Raw genomic sequence first — 15,997 nt, 5'->3', positions numbered from 1 at the left:
TTCCAAACTGCCCTGGCCGATCAGCGCCCACCAGACCCAATTGGGAAATCTGTGGATGAATCGACTACCTGTGGACAACTCGATCGAAAATGATCTATATATTGCACCGGCGAACGCAGAACGGGCGGCCGCCCGCAGGCGACCACCCGTTCCACCACAGCAATGCCGAGCGCCCCTCCGCCCGGTACGTGACCGGTCAGCTCCCGCCGAACGGCCCGTTCTCGGGCAGCCGGAGCTCCGGTTTGTCCAGCTCCTCGACGTTCACGTCCTTGAACGTGATCACCCGGACCTTCTTGACGAACCGAGCAGGCCGGTACATGTCCCACACCCACGCATCCGACATGGACACCTCGAAGTAGACCTCCGAATCGGAGTTGCGAACCTGCACGTCCACCGCGTTGGCCAGGTAGAAACGCCGTTCAGTCTCCACGACATAGGTGAACTGCCCGACGATGTCGCGGTACTCCTTGTAGAGCTGAAGCTCCATCTCGGTCTCGTACTTTTCGAGATCCTCGGCGCTCATCGCAGTGCGAGCCCTTCCCCGTCGCCGTTCGTTCTACGTTCGCCCATTGTCCACCACTTCCCCCTCAGAAGCATCGAACAGACCGGGTTTGCTGGTGACGACGCGCGGCGACCGCATCCCGTGCAGCCTGGCCGCCGCGACCACGTTCGAATAGGACCACCGGTGCTCACCGCACGGACCGTGCTCCCGCATGCGCGCGGTGTGGTGGGCCGTGCAATACCCCTTGTGCCCGGCGAAGCCGTACCTCGGTAACCGTTCGTGCAAGTCGCACATGATGCGATCGCGCGTGACCTTCGCCAGCACCGACGCGGCGGCCACGCAGGCCGCGACCAAGTCGCCCTTGAGCACCGCCACGCTCGGCGCCGCCAAGCCCGGCACCCGGAACCCGTCGGTGAGCACGTACCCCGGATGCACCGACATCCGCGCGACCGCGCGCCGCATGCCTTCCAGGTTGGCGACGTGGATGCCGAGCGCGTCGACCTCCTCGGCCTCGATCACCACCGTTGACCAGGTCACGGCCCGCCGCACGATCACCGCGTAGAGCCGTTCCCGCTCCGCTTCAGTGAGCACCTTGGAATCGGTGAGCCCTTCGAACCGCCGCGCGTCCCCGGACCGCAGCACGCAGGACGCCACCACGAGCGGTCCCGCGCACGCACCGCGCCCGGCCTCGTCCACACCGGCGACCGGGCCGAGGCCGCTGCGATCCAGGGCGCTCTGCAACGCCCAGTTGCCACTGCTGCGCCGGATCACCGGTCGCGGCGGGCGCCAGCCCGTCTCGGCGACAGCGGATCGCGTCCCCACCGTCAGTGCCGCTCCTGGCGACGCTGCCTGATCACGGCGGTGAACTTGCGGCCCGTCCACAGCACGGGGAACGCGGCGGCGAATCCGATGCCCGCCGGCACGCCCGCTTGCCAGCCGGGCGCACCGAGCGCGTCGGCCTGCGGATCGGTCTCCGAGATGTTCTGCCAACGCTGCGGCGGCAGCACGATCACCTGCGCCTTGCCGATCACGTTGTCCACCGGCACGGCACCGTTGATGCCACCGCCGCCTTGGCGGCGGGAGTCCATGGAGTCGTTGCGGTTGTCACCCTGCACCCACAGGTATCCCTGCGGGACGGTGACGGGCGCGAAGTCGATCTGCGTGTCGCCGCGGCCCGGTTCCCAGAAGATGTAGGGCTCGTTGAGCGGCTTACCGTCCACGATCATCCGGTTCTGGTCGTCACAGCATTCGACGGTCTGCCCGCCGGTCGCGATGACCCGCTTCACGAAGTCCTTCTCGTCCGGCGAGCCGAAACCGATCAGCGACATCGCGCCCTGCATGAAGCTCACCACCGGGTTCGACGGCTCCGCTACCTGGAAGTCGTTGTGCCCCCACGTCTCGGGGCCGCGGAACACGACGACGTCGCCCGGTTCGGGATCGGTGAACCGGTAGGAGACCTTGTCCACCAGCACGCGGTCGTTCTGGCAACCGTCGCAGCCGTGCAGCGTCTGCTCCATCGACTGCGAGGGGATCACGTAGACCCGTGCCAGGAACGCCTGGATCACGATCGTCAGCACCAGCGCGGTGACGATCAGGATCGGCAGCTCGCGCCAGAACGATCCTTTCCGTTCGCGCGAACGGCGGCCCCGCGAGCGGCCACCATCCCCTTCGGGGTGCTCGGCAGCCGCGCCTTCGCGGGGCTCTTCTTCTGGTCCGTTAGAGCGCATGACGTCGGCCACGCGGTCAGGCTACTGGAACCGCGCCGAGTACCGGCCGACTGCCCCGGCTCGACCCCCGTGCGCTCCGCGCGGGCGCATGCCGCCGGTGACGTGCGGGTTCTCGTGGCACGGGTGATCAGTGCGGGTTCCGGAAGGTCGGAGAACTCCCGCGATGTGCCACGCCCCACGAACTCATTCACCTGATCGTGGATCACCGGAACGGCACGCTGCGCACAAAAAGGACGACCCGGGCGCTGAGCACCCGGGTCGTCCGAAGTCACCCGCCTGCAGCGGGCGGCACACATCAGGAAGCCTTGATCGGCTCCCGCTTTTCCTTGATCTTGGCGGCCTTGCCGCGCAGCTCCCGCAGGTAGTACAGCTTCGCCCGGCGGACCTGGCCGCGAGTGGCGACCTCGATCTTGGCGATGTTCGGGGTGTGCACCGGGAAGGTGCGCTCCACGCCGACACCGAAGGAGATCTTGCGGACGGTGAAGGTCTCCCGGACGCCTGCGCCCTGGCGACGGATCACGACGCCCTGGAAGACCTGGTTCCGCTCGCGCGAACCCTCGATGACGCGGACATAGACCTTCAGCGTGTCGCCAGGCCGGAAGGCCGGAATGTCGGAACGCAGCGACTGGGCGTCCAGAGCGTCCAGGGTGTTCATCGGTGGTCCGTCCTCATCCGTGTCGTAGGCACCCGTGCACTCGCGGATCGTGGCCGGGTCTGAACCACGGCCGCCGCCTGACACGGGGTTGGCTTGCGATGTGCGCGCCGGTACAGAATCCCGGCTTCAGCAACCCGTCAAGTGTGCCAGACGCGCAGGCAGGTGCCGGAACCGGCCCTGGAAAAGCGCCACGGCACAAGCCCTCGCGCACCATTCCATGGAGATCAGTTCTGCCCCTGCTGCGGAGTTCCTTCCGGAACATCCGCTTCATCATCCGCACGCAGTGTATCCAGCCGCGCCCGGTCCTTGGCGTTCAGGTCCGCCGCGGGCAGTTGCGCCAGCAGATCCGGTCGCCGGTGATAGGTCCGTTCCAGCGCCTGGTCCCGCCGCCAGCGAGCGATCGCGGCGTGGTTGCCGGAGCGCAGCACGTCCGGCACCGGCCGATCCCGCCACACCTCGGGCCGGGTGTAGCTGGGGCCTTCGAGCAGGCCGTCGGAGAACGAGTCCTGTTCGGCCGACGCCGGATTGCCCAGCACACCGGGCAGCAGCCGGGCCACGGCCTCGACCATGGTCAGCGCCGCGACCTCACCGCCGACCAGGACGTAGTCACCGATCGAGACCTCTTCGACGGGCATCCGCTCGGCGGCGTCGTCGACGACCCGCTGATCGATGCCCTCGTAGCGGCCGCAGGCGAACACCAGCCACGGCTCGGCCGACCAGCGCACCGCGGTCTCCTGGGTGAACGGGCGGCCCGCCGGCGTGGGCACGATCAGCCGGGGCCGCTGCTGCTCCGATCCGCAGACCTCGTCGAGGGCCTCGCCCCACACGTCGGGTTTCATCACCATGCCAGGGCCGCCGCCGTACGGGCTGTCGTCCACCGCGCGGTGCACGTCGTGGGTCCAGTCGCGCAGGTCGTGCACTCCGACGGAGATCTTCTCCCGTTCGATCGCCTTGCCCAGCAGCGCCGCTCGCAGCGGGGCCAGGTATTCGGGGAAGATCGTGACGACGTCGATGCGCAACGAGATGTTCCTTCAAGAAGATGCCCCGGCGACGCGGGGTGAATTCGGAGATCGGGCGTCGGCGGCGCGGCGGCGTCCGCCACGAGATCCGGCGGTCAGTAGTCGCTGAGCAGGCCCTCGGGCGGGTCGACCACCACGCGTCCGGCCGCCAGGTCGATCTCCGGCACGATCTCCGTCACGAACGGGACGAGCCGTTCGGCGTCGTCCGGGGTGCGCACCGACAACAGTTCGCCGCCGGGGGTGTGCAGCACCTCGCGCACCACGCCGACCTCGTCACCGGTCGGCAGCACCACCCGCAGGCCTTCCAGCTGGTGGTCGTGGAACTCGTCGGGGTCGTCGGTGGCTTCGAGCTCGTCGGCGCGCACGGTCAACGTGACGCCGCGCAGCTGCTCGGCGGCGTCCATGCCGTCCACCGACTCGAAACGCACCAACAGCCGCCCGGCATGCGGCCGGGCGGCTGTCACGGTGAGCGTGTCCGGCCCGGCTTTGCCGCGCCGCTGGACGCCGAGCACCACGCCCGGCGCGAACCGCAGTTCAGGGCTGTCCGTGCGCACGTCGACGACGACTTCGCCGCGCACGCCGTGCGTCTTGGCCACCCTGCCCACGGCCAGCATCGGACCGGTCATGCCGTCCTCATCGATCGGTGTCGACCACGTCGACCCGGATGCCACGACCGCCGATCCCGGAGATCACCGTGCGCAGCGAGGTCGCCGTGCGACCACTGCGGCCGATGACCTTGCCCAGGTCGTCCGGGTTGACGTGGACTTCCAGGGTGCGGCCGCGCCGAGTGGTGAGGAGTTGGACGCGGACATCGTCGGGGTTGTCGACGATGCCGCGCACCAAGTGTTCAAGCGCGTCCGCGAGGACCGTCACGCCTGGCCGTCCTCGGACTTCTGCTCTTCGGCGGCAGCCGGAGCGGTCTCCGCGTCGGCCTTCTTGCCGCCGCCCTTCTTCTTCGGCGTGGTCGCGTCGGCGACGGTGTCCTCACCGGCGGCGGCCAGGGCTGCGGCGAACAGCTCCTGCTTGCTCGGCTTCGGCTCCGCGACCTTCAGCGTGCCCTCGGCACCCGGCAGGCCCTTGTGCTTCTGCCAGTCGCCGGTGACCTCCAGGATCGCCTGCACCGGCTCGGTCGGCAGCGCGCCGACACCCAGCCAGTACTGCGCCCGCTCGGAGTCGACCACGATGCGGCTCGGGTTCTCCATGGGGTGGTACTGACCGATCGTCTCGATCGCCCGGCCGTTACGGCGGGTACGCGAGTCGGCGACGACGATGCGGTAGTGCGGCTCCCGGATCTTACCGATCCGCGCCAGCTTGATCTTCACAGCCACGGGTGCTGGTGCTCCTCAGACTCTCGTTCGTGCTCGTGGGTGAGCAAACCAAGCCGTGTGGGGAAATACGGTGTGGAAGGCTCATACGTCGATGGCCGCGGACGGTGAGAGGGACCGACTCGCAGCGAACAGGCGTTTATTCTGCCAGATGCCCGGCTCGGCCTCGCAGGAGGTACCCGTCGTGCGCACGACCGCGGTTCCGGCGCCGCCCTCGATCGAGGCCGTGCACGGTCGCGGACCCGCTCAGGAAGGCGACACCACGCCGAGCGAGATCAGCAGCAGCCCCAGCGCAGGCAGGAAGTTGTTCACCTGGTGCGCGACCACGCTGGCGGTGAGCCTGCCGGTGCGCATCCGCGCCACCCCGATCGGGATCGCGATGATCAGCAGCAACCAGGTGCGCTCCGGTTCCAGGTGCCCGATCGCGAACACCGCCGTGCTGAGCACGAACGCGCTGATCCGGCTCCAGCGCAGGCGCTCCATCGCACCCCACAGCAGGCCGCGGTAGAGGATCTCCTCGCACACCGGGGCGATCAGCCACACGTGCAGGAAGATCAGCACGGCGAGCAGCGGTGGCAGCCGCACCCCGTCGAGCAGGGTGCTCACGGTGGAGGTGGCGTTCTCCTCCCCCACCCAGCGGATCCAGATCATCGAGGCGATGGTCGTGCTGACGAGGCCGATCATGCCGATGCCGAACCCGCTGGTGACGTCGGACCACCGCCAGTGCAGCCCGAAGTCGAGGCGTGGCCCGTTGCCGCGCACCACCGTGATCACCACGGCCACCGCGGCGGACAGCAACGTCGGCACCATCAGCATCAGCGGGAGCGCCAGGTTGAACCAGGAACTCTCCCCGGGCTTCCGAAGATGGCCGCCAGCGTGACCGAGGCGAGGATGAACACCGCTTCCGCGAGGAAGAACGCGCCGAACCCCCAGCGATGATTCGACTCGGCGGGCGGGGGCTGCACCTCGGTTGCGATTGCGGTTCCTCCGGCGATCTTTCCGCCCTCGAAAGCGGAAACGCCTTCGGCGGGCTCGGGCTGTGGTACCTGCACGGGCGCCTCCGTCTCGGGCGGGCGGCGTTTCCGGGTCGCGCTCGCTCGCCCGGTTCCCACCGCTCGGCCGTGGTCTGCTGTCCAGCACGCCGAATTCCGGCGGAATCGCCAGATTACCTTCGCTAATTGCCGCCCCACATCCGAATTCGGACGGGGCGTTGGTCATTCAGGTGACGACGGCGCCTTTCAGCACGATGCGCCGCGGATGGCGCAGTGCGGCGAGTTCCTTGCGCGGATCGGTGTCGTAGCAGACCAGGTCCGCCGCAGCGCCGTCGTGCAGGCCCGAATGCCCGAGCCAGTCGCGGGCCGCCCAGGACGCCGCGCCGAGTGCCTGTTCCGTCGACATCCCGACCCGGTGCAGCGCGAGGATCTCGTCGACGAGCACGCCGTGCTCGATGCCGCCGCCCGCGTCGGTTCCCGCGTAGACCGGGACGCCCGCTTCGATGGCCTTGGCGACGGTCGCGTCGCCGCGTTCGTAGAGCGCGGTCATGTGGCTCGCGTAATCGGGGTATTTCGTCGCCGAGGCCGCGAATCCGGGGAAGTTCTCGATGTTCACCAGCGTCGGGACGAGCGTGGTGCCGTGCCGGGACATCAGTTCGACGGTGTCGTCGGTGAGTCCGGTGCCGTGTTCGATGCAGTCGATGCCCGCCGCCAGCAGACCGGGAAGCGCGTCTTCACCGAAGACGTGCGCGGTCACCCGAGCTCCGTGCGCGTGCGCGACGGCGATCGCCTCGACCAGCACCTCATCGCTCCACAGCGGGGCGAGGTCGCCGACGGAACGGTCGATCCAGTCACCGACGAGCTTCACCCAGCCGTCGCCGTCGGCGGCCTGCTCGGCTACCGCCGCGGGCAGCTGCGACTCGTGTTCGAGCTGGTCGGCGAGGTACGGGATGTAGCGCTTCGGCTTCGCCAGGTGCCTGCCCGCGCGGATGATGCGCGGCAGGTCGTCGCGCTGCTGCAGCGGTTTGGTGTCGACCGGCGCCCCGCAGTCGCGGATGAGCAGCGTGCCCGCGTCCCGGTCCGTCTCCGCTTGCTGCGCCGCCACGTCGAGATCCACCGGCCCGTCCGGGCCGATGCCGACGTGGCAGTGCGCGTCGACGAGTCCGGGCACGACGTAGCCGCCGTCGAACACGGTGGTCGCGCCTGGCAACGGCGTGCGGCTGATCCGCCCGTCGCCGATCCACAGCTCACCGGGCTCGCCATCGGGCAGCAGAACACCGCGCACGTGTAGCGGCGCGGTCATTTCTTCTTCTTGCCGCCGAAGTTCAGCTTGGACGGGTCGAAGCCCGGCGGGAGCTCGTTGAGCCCGCCTTCGAGTTGGGACATGTCCTGGCCGGCACCGGCACCCGCACCCGGCATACCGCCGGGCATGCCCCCGGGCGGCATGCCGGGGAAACCGCCGGGCATACCGCCGCGCATGCCCTTGGGCGGCGTCGGGCCCTTGACCTTCTTGCGGTTCTTGCCCTTGCCCTTCTTGACCTTCTTGCCGCCGCCTCCACCGCCGAAGCCGCCGAACTGGCCCGCCATCTGCTGCATCATCTTGCGAGCCTCGAAGAACCGGTTCACGAGGTCGTTGATGTCGCTGACGTTGACGCCGGAGCCCTTGGCGATGCGCTGCCGCCGCGAAGCGTTGATGATCTTCGGGTCGTCGCGCTCGGCGGGTGTCATGCCGCGGATGATGGCCTGCAGCCGGTCCAGGTGCTTCTCATCGAAGTTGGCCAGCTGGTCCTTCATCTGGTTCGCGCCCGGCAGCATGCCCAGCAGGTTCTGCAGCGGCCCCATCTTGCGGACCGCCTGCATCTGCTCCAGGAAGTCCTCCAGGGTGAGCTGCCCGGAGCCGAGCTTCTGCGCGGCCTGCTCGGCCTGGTCGGCGTCGAAGGCCTGCTCGGCCTGCTCGATGAGGGTGAGCATGTCGCCCATGCCCAGGATCCGGCTCGCCATCCGGTCCGGGTGGAAGACGTCGAAGTCCTCCAGCTTCTCCCCGTTGGAGGCGAACATGATCGGCTGACCGGTCACGTGCCGCACCGACAGCGCGGCACCACCGCGAGCGTCGCCGTCGAGCTTGGTGAGCACCACGCCGGAGAATCCGACGCCGTCGCGGAAGGCCTCGGCCGTCGACACCGCGTCCTGACCGATCATCGCGTCGACCACGAACATGATCTCGTCGGGGTTGACGGCGTCCCGGATGTCCGCGGCCTGGCGCATCATCTCCTCGTCCACACCGAGGCGGCCCGCGGTGTCGACGATGACCACGTCGTGCTGAGCCCGCTTCGCCTCGTCGAGGCTGCGCCGCGCCACGTCCACCGGGTCGCCGGTGCCGTTGCCCGGTTCCGGCGCGAACACCGGAATCCCGGCGCGCTCACCGACGACCTGGAGCTGGGTGACGGCGTTCGGGCGCTGCAGGTCGCAGGCCACCAGCATCGGGGTGTGGCCCTGGCCGGAGAGCCACTTGGCCAGCTTCCCGGACAGCGTCGTCTTACCGGAGCCCTGGAGCCCGGCGAGCAGGATCACCGTGGGCGGGTTCTTGGCGTGCTCCAACCGGCGGGTCTCGCCGCCGAGGATGCTGACGAGCTCCTCGTTGACGATCTTGATGACCTGCTGCGCGGGGTTGAGCGCGCCGGAGACCTCGGCACCCTTCGCGCGATCCTTGACACCTGCGATGAACGCGCGCACCACCGGCAGCGCCACGTCTGCTTCCAGCAGTGCGATGCGGATCTCGCGCGCGGTGGCGTCGATGTCGGCGTCCGAGAGCCGGCCCTTGCCACGCAGGTTCTGCAGAACCGAGGTGAGCCGGTCGCTAAGGGTGTCGAACACGGGTTCTCGCCGCTCCTGAGTCGAATGATGTACCTGAGTACCTGGTCGAGGGTAACCGTCGCCGGAAGCGCCTGGAGCGGCCGCCGGGCAGGTGCCCGCGTCCGAGCGGCGAACGCGGTGCGAAAGAGCGGGCGGCGCGGCCTCACCGAAGAGGCCGCGCCGCCCTCGTCATCAGGTGCGGTCCCGGCTGGGGCGCTTGCCGTAGCCGCCTGCGCGGCCGCCCTGCTGCGGGGACCGCGGGCCGCCCTTGCGGTGCGGACGCGGCTTGTCCCGGTCCCGGCCGGGGCGAGGCCCGCGCCGCGCCAGCACTTCACCGTCGGCCCGGCTGATCCGCAGACCGCGACCGGCGACCTGGGTCTTGCTGAGCTTGCGCAGCATGTCCTCGGGCAGGTTCGCGGGCAGCTCGATGAGCGTGTGCTCGGCCCGGATGTCGATGTGCCCGATGTGCTTGCTGTGCAGGCCGCCTTCGTTGGCCAGCGCGCCGACCAGTGCGCTCGGCGTGACCCGGTTCCGGCGGCCGACCTCGACCCGGTAGGTGTCGGTGTCCGAACCGGCGGGCTCGAAGCCGCCGTCCCGGCCGCCGCGGCGGTTGTCCTGCGGTTCCGGCTCCAGCAGCAGCGGGCGGTCGCCCTGCACCATGGCGGCCAGCGCGGCGGCGATCTCCGCGGCGGGCACGTCGTGGGTGCGCTCGTACTCCTGGACCAGGTTGTGGAACAGCTCCAGGCCGCCCTTTTCCAGGGTTTCGGTGATGTCCTTGGCGAACCGGGCGAGCCGCTGGTCGTTGACGTCGTCGATGCTGGGCAGGTCCATCTGCTCGATGGCCTGCCGGGTGGCCTTCTCGATGGAGCGCAGCATGTGGCGCTCCCGAGGGGACACGAACAGGATCGCTTCGCCGCTGCGCCCGGCCCGGCCGGTGCGGCCGATGCGGTGCACGTAGGACTCGCTGTCGTGCGGGATGTCGTAGTTGAGCACGTGCGAGATGCGCTCGACGTCGAGCCCGCGGGCCGCCACGTCGGTGGCGACGAGGATGTCGATCCGGCCTTCGCGCAGGTGGCCGATGGTGCGCTCGCGCTGCGCCTGCGGCACGTCGCCGTTGATCGCCGAGGCGTTGAACCCGCGCGCCTTGAGCTTCTCGGCGAGTTCCTCGGTGATCTGCTTGGTGCGGGCGAACACGATCATCGCGTCGAAGGTCTGGACTTCGAGGATGCGGGTGAGCGCGTCCAGCTTGTACGGGCCGCGCACCGGCACGTACTTCTGCGTGATGTTGGTGGCGGTGGAGGTCTTGTTCTTGACCGAGATCTCCACCGGGTCGCGCAGGTACGACTGGCTGATCTTGCGGATCGCGCCGGGCATCGTCGCGGAGAACAGCGCGACCTGCCGCTGCTCGGGCACGGACTGCAGGATGCGCTCGACGTCCTCGATGAAGCCCATCCGCAGCATCTCGTCGGCCTCGTCGAGCACCAGGTGCTTGAGGTGGCGCAGGTTCAGCGAACCCTTGTCGAGGTGGTCGATGAGCCGGCCCGGCGTGCCGACGACGACGTGCGCGCCGCGCTTGAGACCGGCCAGCTGCGGGCCGTAGCTCTGACCGCCGTAGATCGGCAGGACGTTGAAGCCGGGGAGGTGCTTGGCGTAGCGCTGGAACGCCTCGGCGACCTGGATGGCCAGCTCGCGGGTCGGGGCGAGCACCAGGGCCTGCGGGCCGGACCCGTTGAGGTCGATGTTGCTGAGGATGGGCAGTGCGAACGCGGCGGTCTTGCCGGTGCCGGTCTGCGCCAGGCCCATCACGTCGCGGCCTTCGAGCAGCGGCGGGATGGTCTGCGCCTGGATCGGCGAGGGGGTCTCGTAACCGAGCTCGGCGACGACTCTGCGCACCAGCGGGTCGATGGCGAGCGCGTCGAACCCGCTCGGCTCGGCGGGCTCCGCAGGGGCCTGCTCGGCGGTGGCCGCCTCGGCGGCCTGCTCGGACAGCGCGGACTCGACGGATTCGACCGAAGCGGCGACGGCCGAGTCGTCGGGCAGATCGACGGCGGGCAGCTCGGTGCTCGCGTCGCCGGTCAGGAGCTGTCCGGAAACTGCGTGATCAATTTGGGGCATGGGTGTAGCGGATCTCCTCGTTAGTGGTCGCCAGGGCTGAACCGGAATGCGTCACGGCCCTGCACCGACGTCCACTGCACGCGGCGATCGCAACAGTCAGGTCCGAACACAGCTCCGCCGTCGCCGCTCCTCAGGGCGTACGCGCGGTGCTGCTCGCGCATGTACAAGCCGCGCACACCTGGCACGCACACACACTGTTGCCAGTCACTCGCAGCTCGCTGTCTCAGCCAGACGCGGCGGAATTTTCCCCCGCGCCGTTGTCCAAGGGTAGCGATCACCTGTTCGCCACGACGAACCCACCCGTGGTATCGGGACGAATCTCACCTCCGCCCGGTCACCCGCAGGCCTCCGGCCAGGTCGTTCCGAGTGAACAGCCGGACGTCCTGCCAGCCGTGCGGACCACGCCCGGCGAGCAATTCGCGATGCACCCGGTACGCGCGGTGCACGTGCAGTTGGAACGCACGGCTGCGGATGAGCCGGCCGCGGGCGTGTTGCCCGGCCAGGGCCTCCTCTGGGCCGACGTGTAACCACACGAGAACCCGTCGCCTGCCGCTGATCAGCGCGAACAGCACGAGCATGAGGCGGGTCGTCGCACGGGTGGACGGCTCGTGGGCGATCACCCGGCCGTCGGCGCTGAGGCAGAACCAGGCGATGCGCATGCGATGCAACGCGTGCACCAGAGGTCGGTACCAGCGGTACGGAACGGCGGCGGGCAGCACGGCCTTGAGCCGAGCCCGGACCTGCTCGGAGTCGAGTACGACGGTCCCGGAGGGCGCGATCAGCTTGTGCAGCACGGTGCTCTTGCCCGCGCCGGGGAGCCCGGCCAGGACCACCAGGGTGCGGCGCGGGGTGCGCAAAGTGGGAATTGACCCGCCGGCCCCGGCGGACTCGTCCGAAATGTCCACGACGTGGCCAGGCTACGCGAAGCGGATCTTGACCCGGCCGCGGGTGAACCCCGCTCGCTCGCCCCATCTCGCCCGGTCGCCGGCCACGGCAAGTCCCGAGACGGCCCTGGGGTGGCTCGCCCCCTCGTGCAAGCCACCCCAGGTTCCCCCTATCCCCCAGCCCCCTCTTTCCCCAACCCCCTCGGAATTCCGGTACCCCGGCCCCCACCGGCTCCTCCGGAATTCCTCCCTTTTCCCTCTTCCCCCAACTTCCCGGACGGCTGCTCTCCGGGCCTAACATCCCCAGGCCTCGCTCCCCCAGGTCTCAGCGGCGCCGAAGCGGTTCCCCGCCGGATTCCGCCCCGCTCGGGATCTTCGTTCGCCTCGGCACGGGCTGAAGTCTGCCGTGATCGACGACTCAGCAAGACCGTGAACCCCCGTGAGTGCGGCTGAGTAGAGCTACGCATTTCACCGAACGACACCCGGACACGACGAAGCCGGGCACGGACCTGCTGGTCCGTGCCCGGTTCGTTGTCCCGGTCGATGGCCGGGAAGTGCCTCAGATCGCCTCCACGCCCGTTTCCCCGGTCCGCACCCGGACCACCGAGTCGATGGTGCTCACCCAGACCTTGCCGTCGCCGACCTTGCCGGTGCGGGTCGCGGTGACGATGCCCTCGACGATCTCGTCGACGATCGTGTCGTCCACGAGCACCTCAACGCGCGCCTTCTCCACGAAGTCCACCGCGTACTCGGCCCCGCGGTAGACCTCGGTGTGGCCCTTCTGCCTGCCGTAGCCCTGCGCGTCGCTGACGGTCATGCCCAGCACGCCCAGCTTGCCCAGCTTGTCCTTCAACTCGTCCAGTTTGCTGGGCTGGACGATCGCGGTCACCAGCTTCATGCGTTGCTGCCCTCCAGCTTGCGATCGACGCCGTCGGCGCGAACGGCCGGGCGGCGGGCGGAACGGCCGTCACCGAAGTGGTAGGCGGACTCGGCGTGTTCGGTCTCGTCGATGCCTTCGGCCTCGTTCTCCGGGGTGGCCCGGAATCCGACCACGGCCTTGACGATCCACGCCAGCACCAGGCTGAGCACGAACGAGTAGGCGAACACCGCCACCGCTCCCACGGCCTGGCGCCACAGCTGGTCGAAACCGCCGCCGTAGAACAACCCGTTGACTCCGGCAGGCGCCGCCTCGGAGGCGAAGAATCCGACCAGCAGGGTGCCGACGAGACCGCCGACGAGGTGCACGCCGACGACGTCGAGCGAGTCGTCGTAGCCGAGCTTGTACTTCAGGCTCAGCCCCAGCGCGCAGACGGCACCGGTGATGGCGCCGACGGCGATGGCGCCCAGCGGCGTCACCGACGAGCACGCCGGGGTGATCGCGACCAGCCCGGCGATGATGCCCGAGGCCGCGCCCAGGGTGGTGGCGTGGCCGTCCCGCAGCCGCTCCACGAGCAGCCAGGCGAGCATCGCGGCGCTGGTGGCCACGAGCGTGTTGACCAGCACCACGGCCGCTGAGCTGTCGGCGGCGAGCGCGGAGCCCGCGTTGAAGCCGAACCAGCCGAACCACAGCAGACCTGCTCCGAGGACCACGAACGGCAGGTTGTGCGGCTTGCCGGTCTCCTTCGGCCAGCGGGCGCGCTTGCCGAGCACGAGCGCCAGCGCCAGCGCGGCGGCACCGGCGTTGATGTGCACCGCGGTGCCTCCGGCGAAGTCGACGGCGGCGAGCCGGTTGGCGATCCAGCCGCCGACGGCGGTCACGTTGCCCGCGTCGTCGGTCTCGTCGAACGCGAACACCCAGTGCGCGACCGGGAAGTACACGACGGTGGCCCACAGCGCGGCGAACAGCAGCCACGGGCCGAAGCGGGCGCGGTCGGCGATGGCTCCGGAGATGAGCGCGACCGTCAGGATCGCGAACATCGCCTGGAAGCCGACGAACGCCAAGGTCGGGATGGTGCCGGAGAGCTGGTCCTCACCGAGCAGCTGACCGAGTCCGAAGAATTCGGTGGGGTCGCCCAGCAGCCCGAGGCCGCCGAGGTCACCCCCGAAGGCGGCGGAGTACCCGAACAGCACCCACAGGACCCCGACGACCCCGATGCTGCCGAGACTCATCATGATCATGTTGAGCACGCCGCGCGCACGCACCATGCCGCCGTAGAAGAAAGCCAGTCCTGGTGTCATGAGCAGCACTAGCGCGGCGCTGATCAGCACCCATGCGGTGTCGCCTGAATTCACGTTGCCCTCCCGTGCGAACCGAGTTGGCCGCATCTTGGGAAATGTCTGTTTCAGGCAGTCCGTTCGCTTGTTTCCCGGCCGTGAACTGTTCGGTATCTCGTGTTACACGGGCATTCGCCGGTCACCGAAGTGTTACGCGCCGATCACGGAGCGGACGGTGCGCGCCCGCCCCGCCCCGGCTCCCGCGATGGTTTCCGCAGCGCAGCAGGACAGCAGCAGGACCAGTGGGATGCTCCAGCCGCCGGTGGCGCCGTGCACCAGTCCGATGGCCAGCGGCCCCAGCGCGGCGATGAGATATCCGGCGCCCTGCGCCATGCCCGACAGTGCCGCGGTGGTCTCGCTGTCCGGTGTGCGCAGCCCGAACAAGGTCAGCGCGAGCCCGAACGCCGCGCCCTGCGCCAAGCCCAGCAGCACCGTCGCCGCCCAGATCCCGGCCAGGCCCGGCGCGTGCAGCACGCCGGCGAACCCGGCCGCGGTCAGCACCGCGAGGCTCATCGCGATCCACCGCTGATCCCGGAACCTCCGGCACAGCACCGGAACGGCCAGCGACCCGACCGCCTGCACCGCCGCCTGCACGCCGAGCAGCAGCCCCGCGCTCTCGGCGGACAGCCCTCGGTCCTGCGCCATCGTCGGCAACCAGCCGAACACGACGTAGGCCATCAGCGATTGCAGCCCCATGAACACTGTGACCTGCCAGGCCAGCGGGTCGCGCCACAGCCTTCCCGGGCTGATCGCCCGCTGGACGGTCCGCGACCCGCGCAACGCGAACACGGTGAGCAGCAGGGCCAGCAGCACCGGAACCGCCAGCAGCCCCAACGGCCACCGCCACTCCGATCCCAGCGCCCGGCCGAGCGGAACGACGGTGCTGGCCGCGGTCGCGCCGCCCAGCGTCAGGCACATCGTGTAGAGCGCGGTCACGCCCGGCACCCGGCTCGGGAAGTCCCGCTTGATCAGTCCGGGCAGCGCCACGTTGGCGACCGCGATGCCTGCGCCGACGACGATGGTGCCGCCGAGCAGCGCCTGCACCGATCCGCCCGCCCGCAGCAGGTTGCCGATCAGCAGCACCACGAGGCAGCCCACCAGCACGCGTTCGTCACCGAAGCGCTGCCGCAGCCTCGGCGCCACGAAGGCGAACACTCCCAGGCACACCACCGGGAGCGTGGTCAGCACCCCGCCGAAAGCGCTGGAGAGCCCCAAATCCGCCAAGATCCGATCCAGCACCGGCGCGACCGCGGTCACCGGCGGCCGCAACGCCAACGCCACCAGCACGACCAGCACCAACGTCCCGATCGCGAACCGCTCCGCCTGCTTCCCCGTCACCGTCACGCCGCACAGTGCATCACGTACATGGGATGATCGGACACCGGCCGGTGCAGGTTCGGCTCCGTCGCGTCTCGGAATCCTCAGTCCTGCGCGACCACGTTGAGCGAGGCGAGCACGGTCTCCCGATCGTTGATCGAATCCAGCAAGTCCACGGGCGACTCGAAGTAGTGCAGGAGCTCGTCGAGTTCCCGGACTTCCTCGGCGGATACCGGAATCCGTTCGGCACGCGATGTGTGCGCGATGCCGTTCAGGACCAGACCCGCTCGGCTCCCGAAAGCTACGAGGCCGGTTTCCCCGGCTGGGGCGGGGCTTCGGCGGAATTCGGTGTCCCTGCCGGAACGTTCCGTTGTCCGCCGGTGACGTGTTCCAG

At 69.4% G+C, this 15,997-nt stretch carries 16 protein-coding genes; all 16 read right to left on the bottom strand.

Going from position 1 to position 15,997, the window contains the following annotated elements:
- Positions 1-196 precede the first annotated feature (196 nt).
- Positions 197-523 (bottom strand): DUF2469 domain-containing protein, encoded by a 327-nt coding sequence (locus H2Q94_RS05750; RefSeq protein ID WP_184481717.1) that lies wholly within the window; start codon positions 521-523, stop codon positions 197-199.
- Between the two features lie 33 nt (positions 524-556).
- Positions 557-1,324 (bottom strand): ribonuclease HII, encoded by a 768-nt coding sequence (locus tag H2Q94_RS05745; RefSeq protein WP_243792847.1) that lies wholly within the window; start codon positions 1,322-1,324, stop codon positions 557-559.
- Positions 1,325-1,326: 2 nt separating this feature from the next.
- Positions 1,327-2,241, bottom strand: a complete 915-nt coding sequence (gene lepB, locus H2Q94_RS05740; RefSeq protein WP_243792846.1) for a signal peptidase I — start codon at positions 2,239-2,241, stop codon at positions 1,327-1,329.
- Between the two features lie 283 nt (positions 2,242-2,524).
- On the bottom strand, positions 2,525-2,884 hold the full coding sequence (gene rplS, locus H2Q94_RS05735; protein WP_243792842.1) for a 50S ribosomal protein L19: 360 nt from the start codon (positions 2,882-2,884) through the stop codon (positions 2,525-2,527).
- Positions 2,885-3,108: 224 nt separating this feature from the next.
- The gene (trmD, locus tag H2Q94_RS05730) at positions 3,109-3,903 is read right to left on the bottom strand and encodes a tRNA (guanosine(37)-N1)-methyltransferase TrmD (protein ID WP_243792839.1); all 795 of its coding nucleotides are present in this window, start codon (positions 3,901-3,903) and stop codon (positions 3,109-3,111) included.
- A 95-nt stretch (positions 3,904-3,998) separates the two neighbouring features.
- Positions 3,999-4,529, bottom strand: a complete 531-nt coding sequence (rimM, locus tag H2Q94_RS05725) for a ribosome maturation factor RimM (RefSeq protein ID WP_243792835.1) — start codon at positions 4,527-4,529, stop codon at positions 3,999-4,001.
- A gap of 7 nt (positions 4,530-4,536) precedes the next feature.
- Entirely contained in the window at positions 4,537-4,776 is a 240-nt protein-coding gene (locus H2Q94_RS05720) for an RNA-binding protein (protein ID WP_243792825.1), read from the bottom strand.
- Positions 4,773-5,231, bottom strand: coding sequence for a 30S ribosomal protein S16 (rpsP, locus tag H2Q94_RS05715; protein WP_243792822.1), 459 nt, complete (start codon positions 5,229-5,231; stop codon positions 4,773-4,775). Before rpsP ends, H2Q94_RS05720 begins: the two co-directional genes overlap by 4 nt.
- Positions 5,232-5,474: 243 nt before the next feature.
- Complete coding sequence (locus H2Q94_RS05710) at positions 5,475-6,044, bottom strand: CPBP family intramembrane glutamic endopeptidase (RefSeq protein ID WP_243792819.1); 570 nt, start codon at positions 6,042-6,044, stop codon at positions 5,475-5,477.
- Positions 6,045-6,446: 402 nt separating this feature from the next.
- A complete protein-coding gene (locus tag H2Q94_RS05705; RefSeq protein WP_243792817.1) occupies positions 6,447-7,523 on the bottom strand; it encodes an amidohydrolase family protein in 1,077 nt (358 codons plus the stop codon).
- The gene (gene ffh, locus H2Q94_RS05700; RefSeq protein ID WP_243792816.1) at positions 7,520-9,094 is read right to left on the bottom strand and encodes a signal recognition particle protein; all 1,575 of its coding nucleotides are present in this window, start codon (positions 9,092-9,094) and stop codon (positions 7,520-7,522) included. Before ffh ends, H2Q94_RS05705 begins: the two co-directional genes overlap by 4 nt.
- Before the next feature lie 171 nt (positions 9,095-9,265).
- Complete coding sequence (locus H2Q94_RS05695; RefSeq protein ID WP_243792814.1) at positions 9,266-11,188, bottom strand: DEAD/DEAH box helicase; 1,923 nt, start codon at positions 11,186-11,188, stop codon at positions 9,266-9,268.
- 320 nt (positions 11,189-11,508) lie between these two features.
- Positions 11,509-12,093: a P-loop nucleotide/nucleoside kinase family protein gene (locus H2Q94_RS05690; protein ID WP_243792812.1), complete on the bottom strand. Its 585-nt coding sequence runs from the start codon at positions 12,091-12,093 to the stop codon at positions 11,509-11,511.
- A 538-nt stretch (positions 12,094-12,631) separates the two neighbouring features.
- On the bottom strand, positions 12,632-12,970 hold the full coding sequence (locus tag H2Q94_RS05685) for a P-II family nitrogen regulator (protein ID WP_243792811.1): 339 nt from the start codon (positions 12,968-12,970) through the stop codon (positions 12,632-12,634).
- On the bottom strand, positions 12,967-14,304 hold the full coding sequence (locus H2Q94_RS05680) for an ammonium transporter (RefSeq protein ID WP_243792809.1): 1,338 nt from the start codon (positions 14,302-14,304) through the stop codon (positions 12,967-12,969). The genes H2Q94_RS05685 and H2Q94_RS05680 overlap by 4 nt, the downstream gene beginning before the upstream one ends.
- A gap of 132 nt (positions 14,305-14,436) precedes the next feature.
- A complete protein-coding gene (locus tag H2Q94_RS05675) occupies positions 14,437-15,630 on the bottom strand; it encodes a CynX/NimT family MFS transporter (RefSeq protein ID WP_243792807.1) in 1,194 nt (397 codons plus the stop codon).
- Positions 15,631-15,997 lie beyond the last annotated feature (367 nt).

Origin of the sequence: Saccharopolyspora gloriosae (assembly GCF_022828475.1) — a bacterium.
GTDB lineage: Bacteria > Actinomycetota > Actinomycetes > Mycobacteriales > Pseudonocardiaceae > Saccharopolyspora_C > Saccharopolyspora_C gloriosae_A.
Note: the sequence above shows the minus strand (reverse complement) of the source record. Positions and strands in the feature narration are given on the sequence as shown.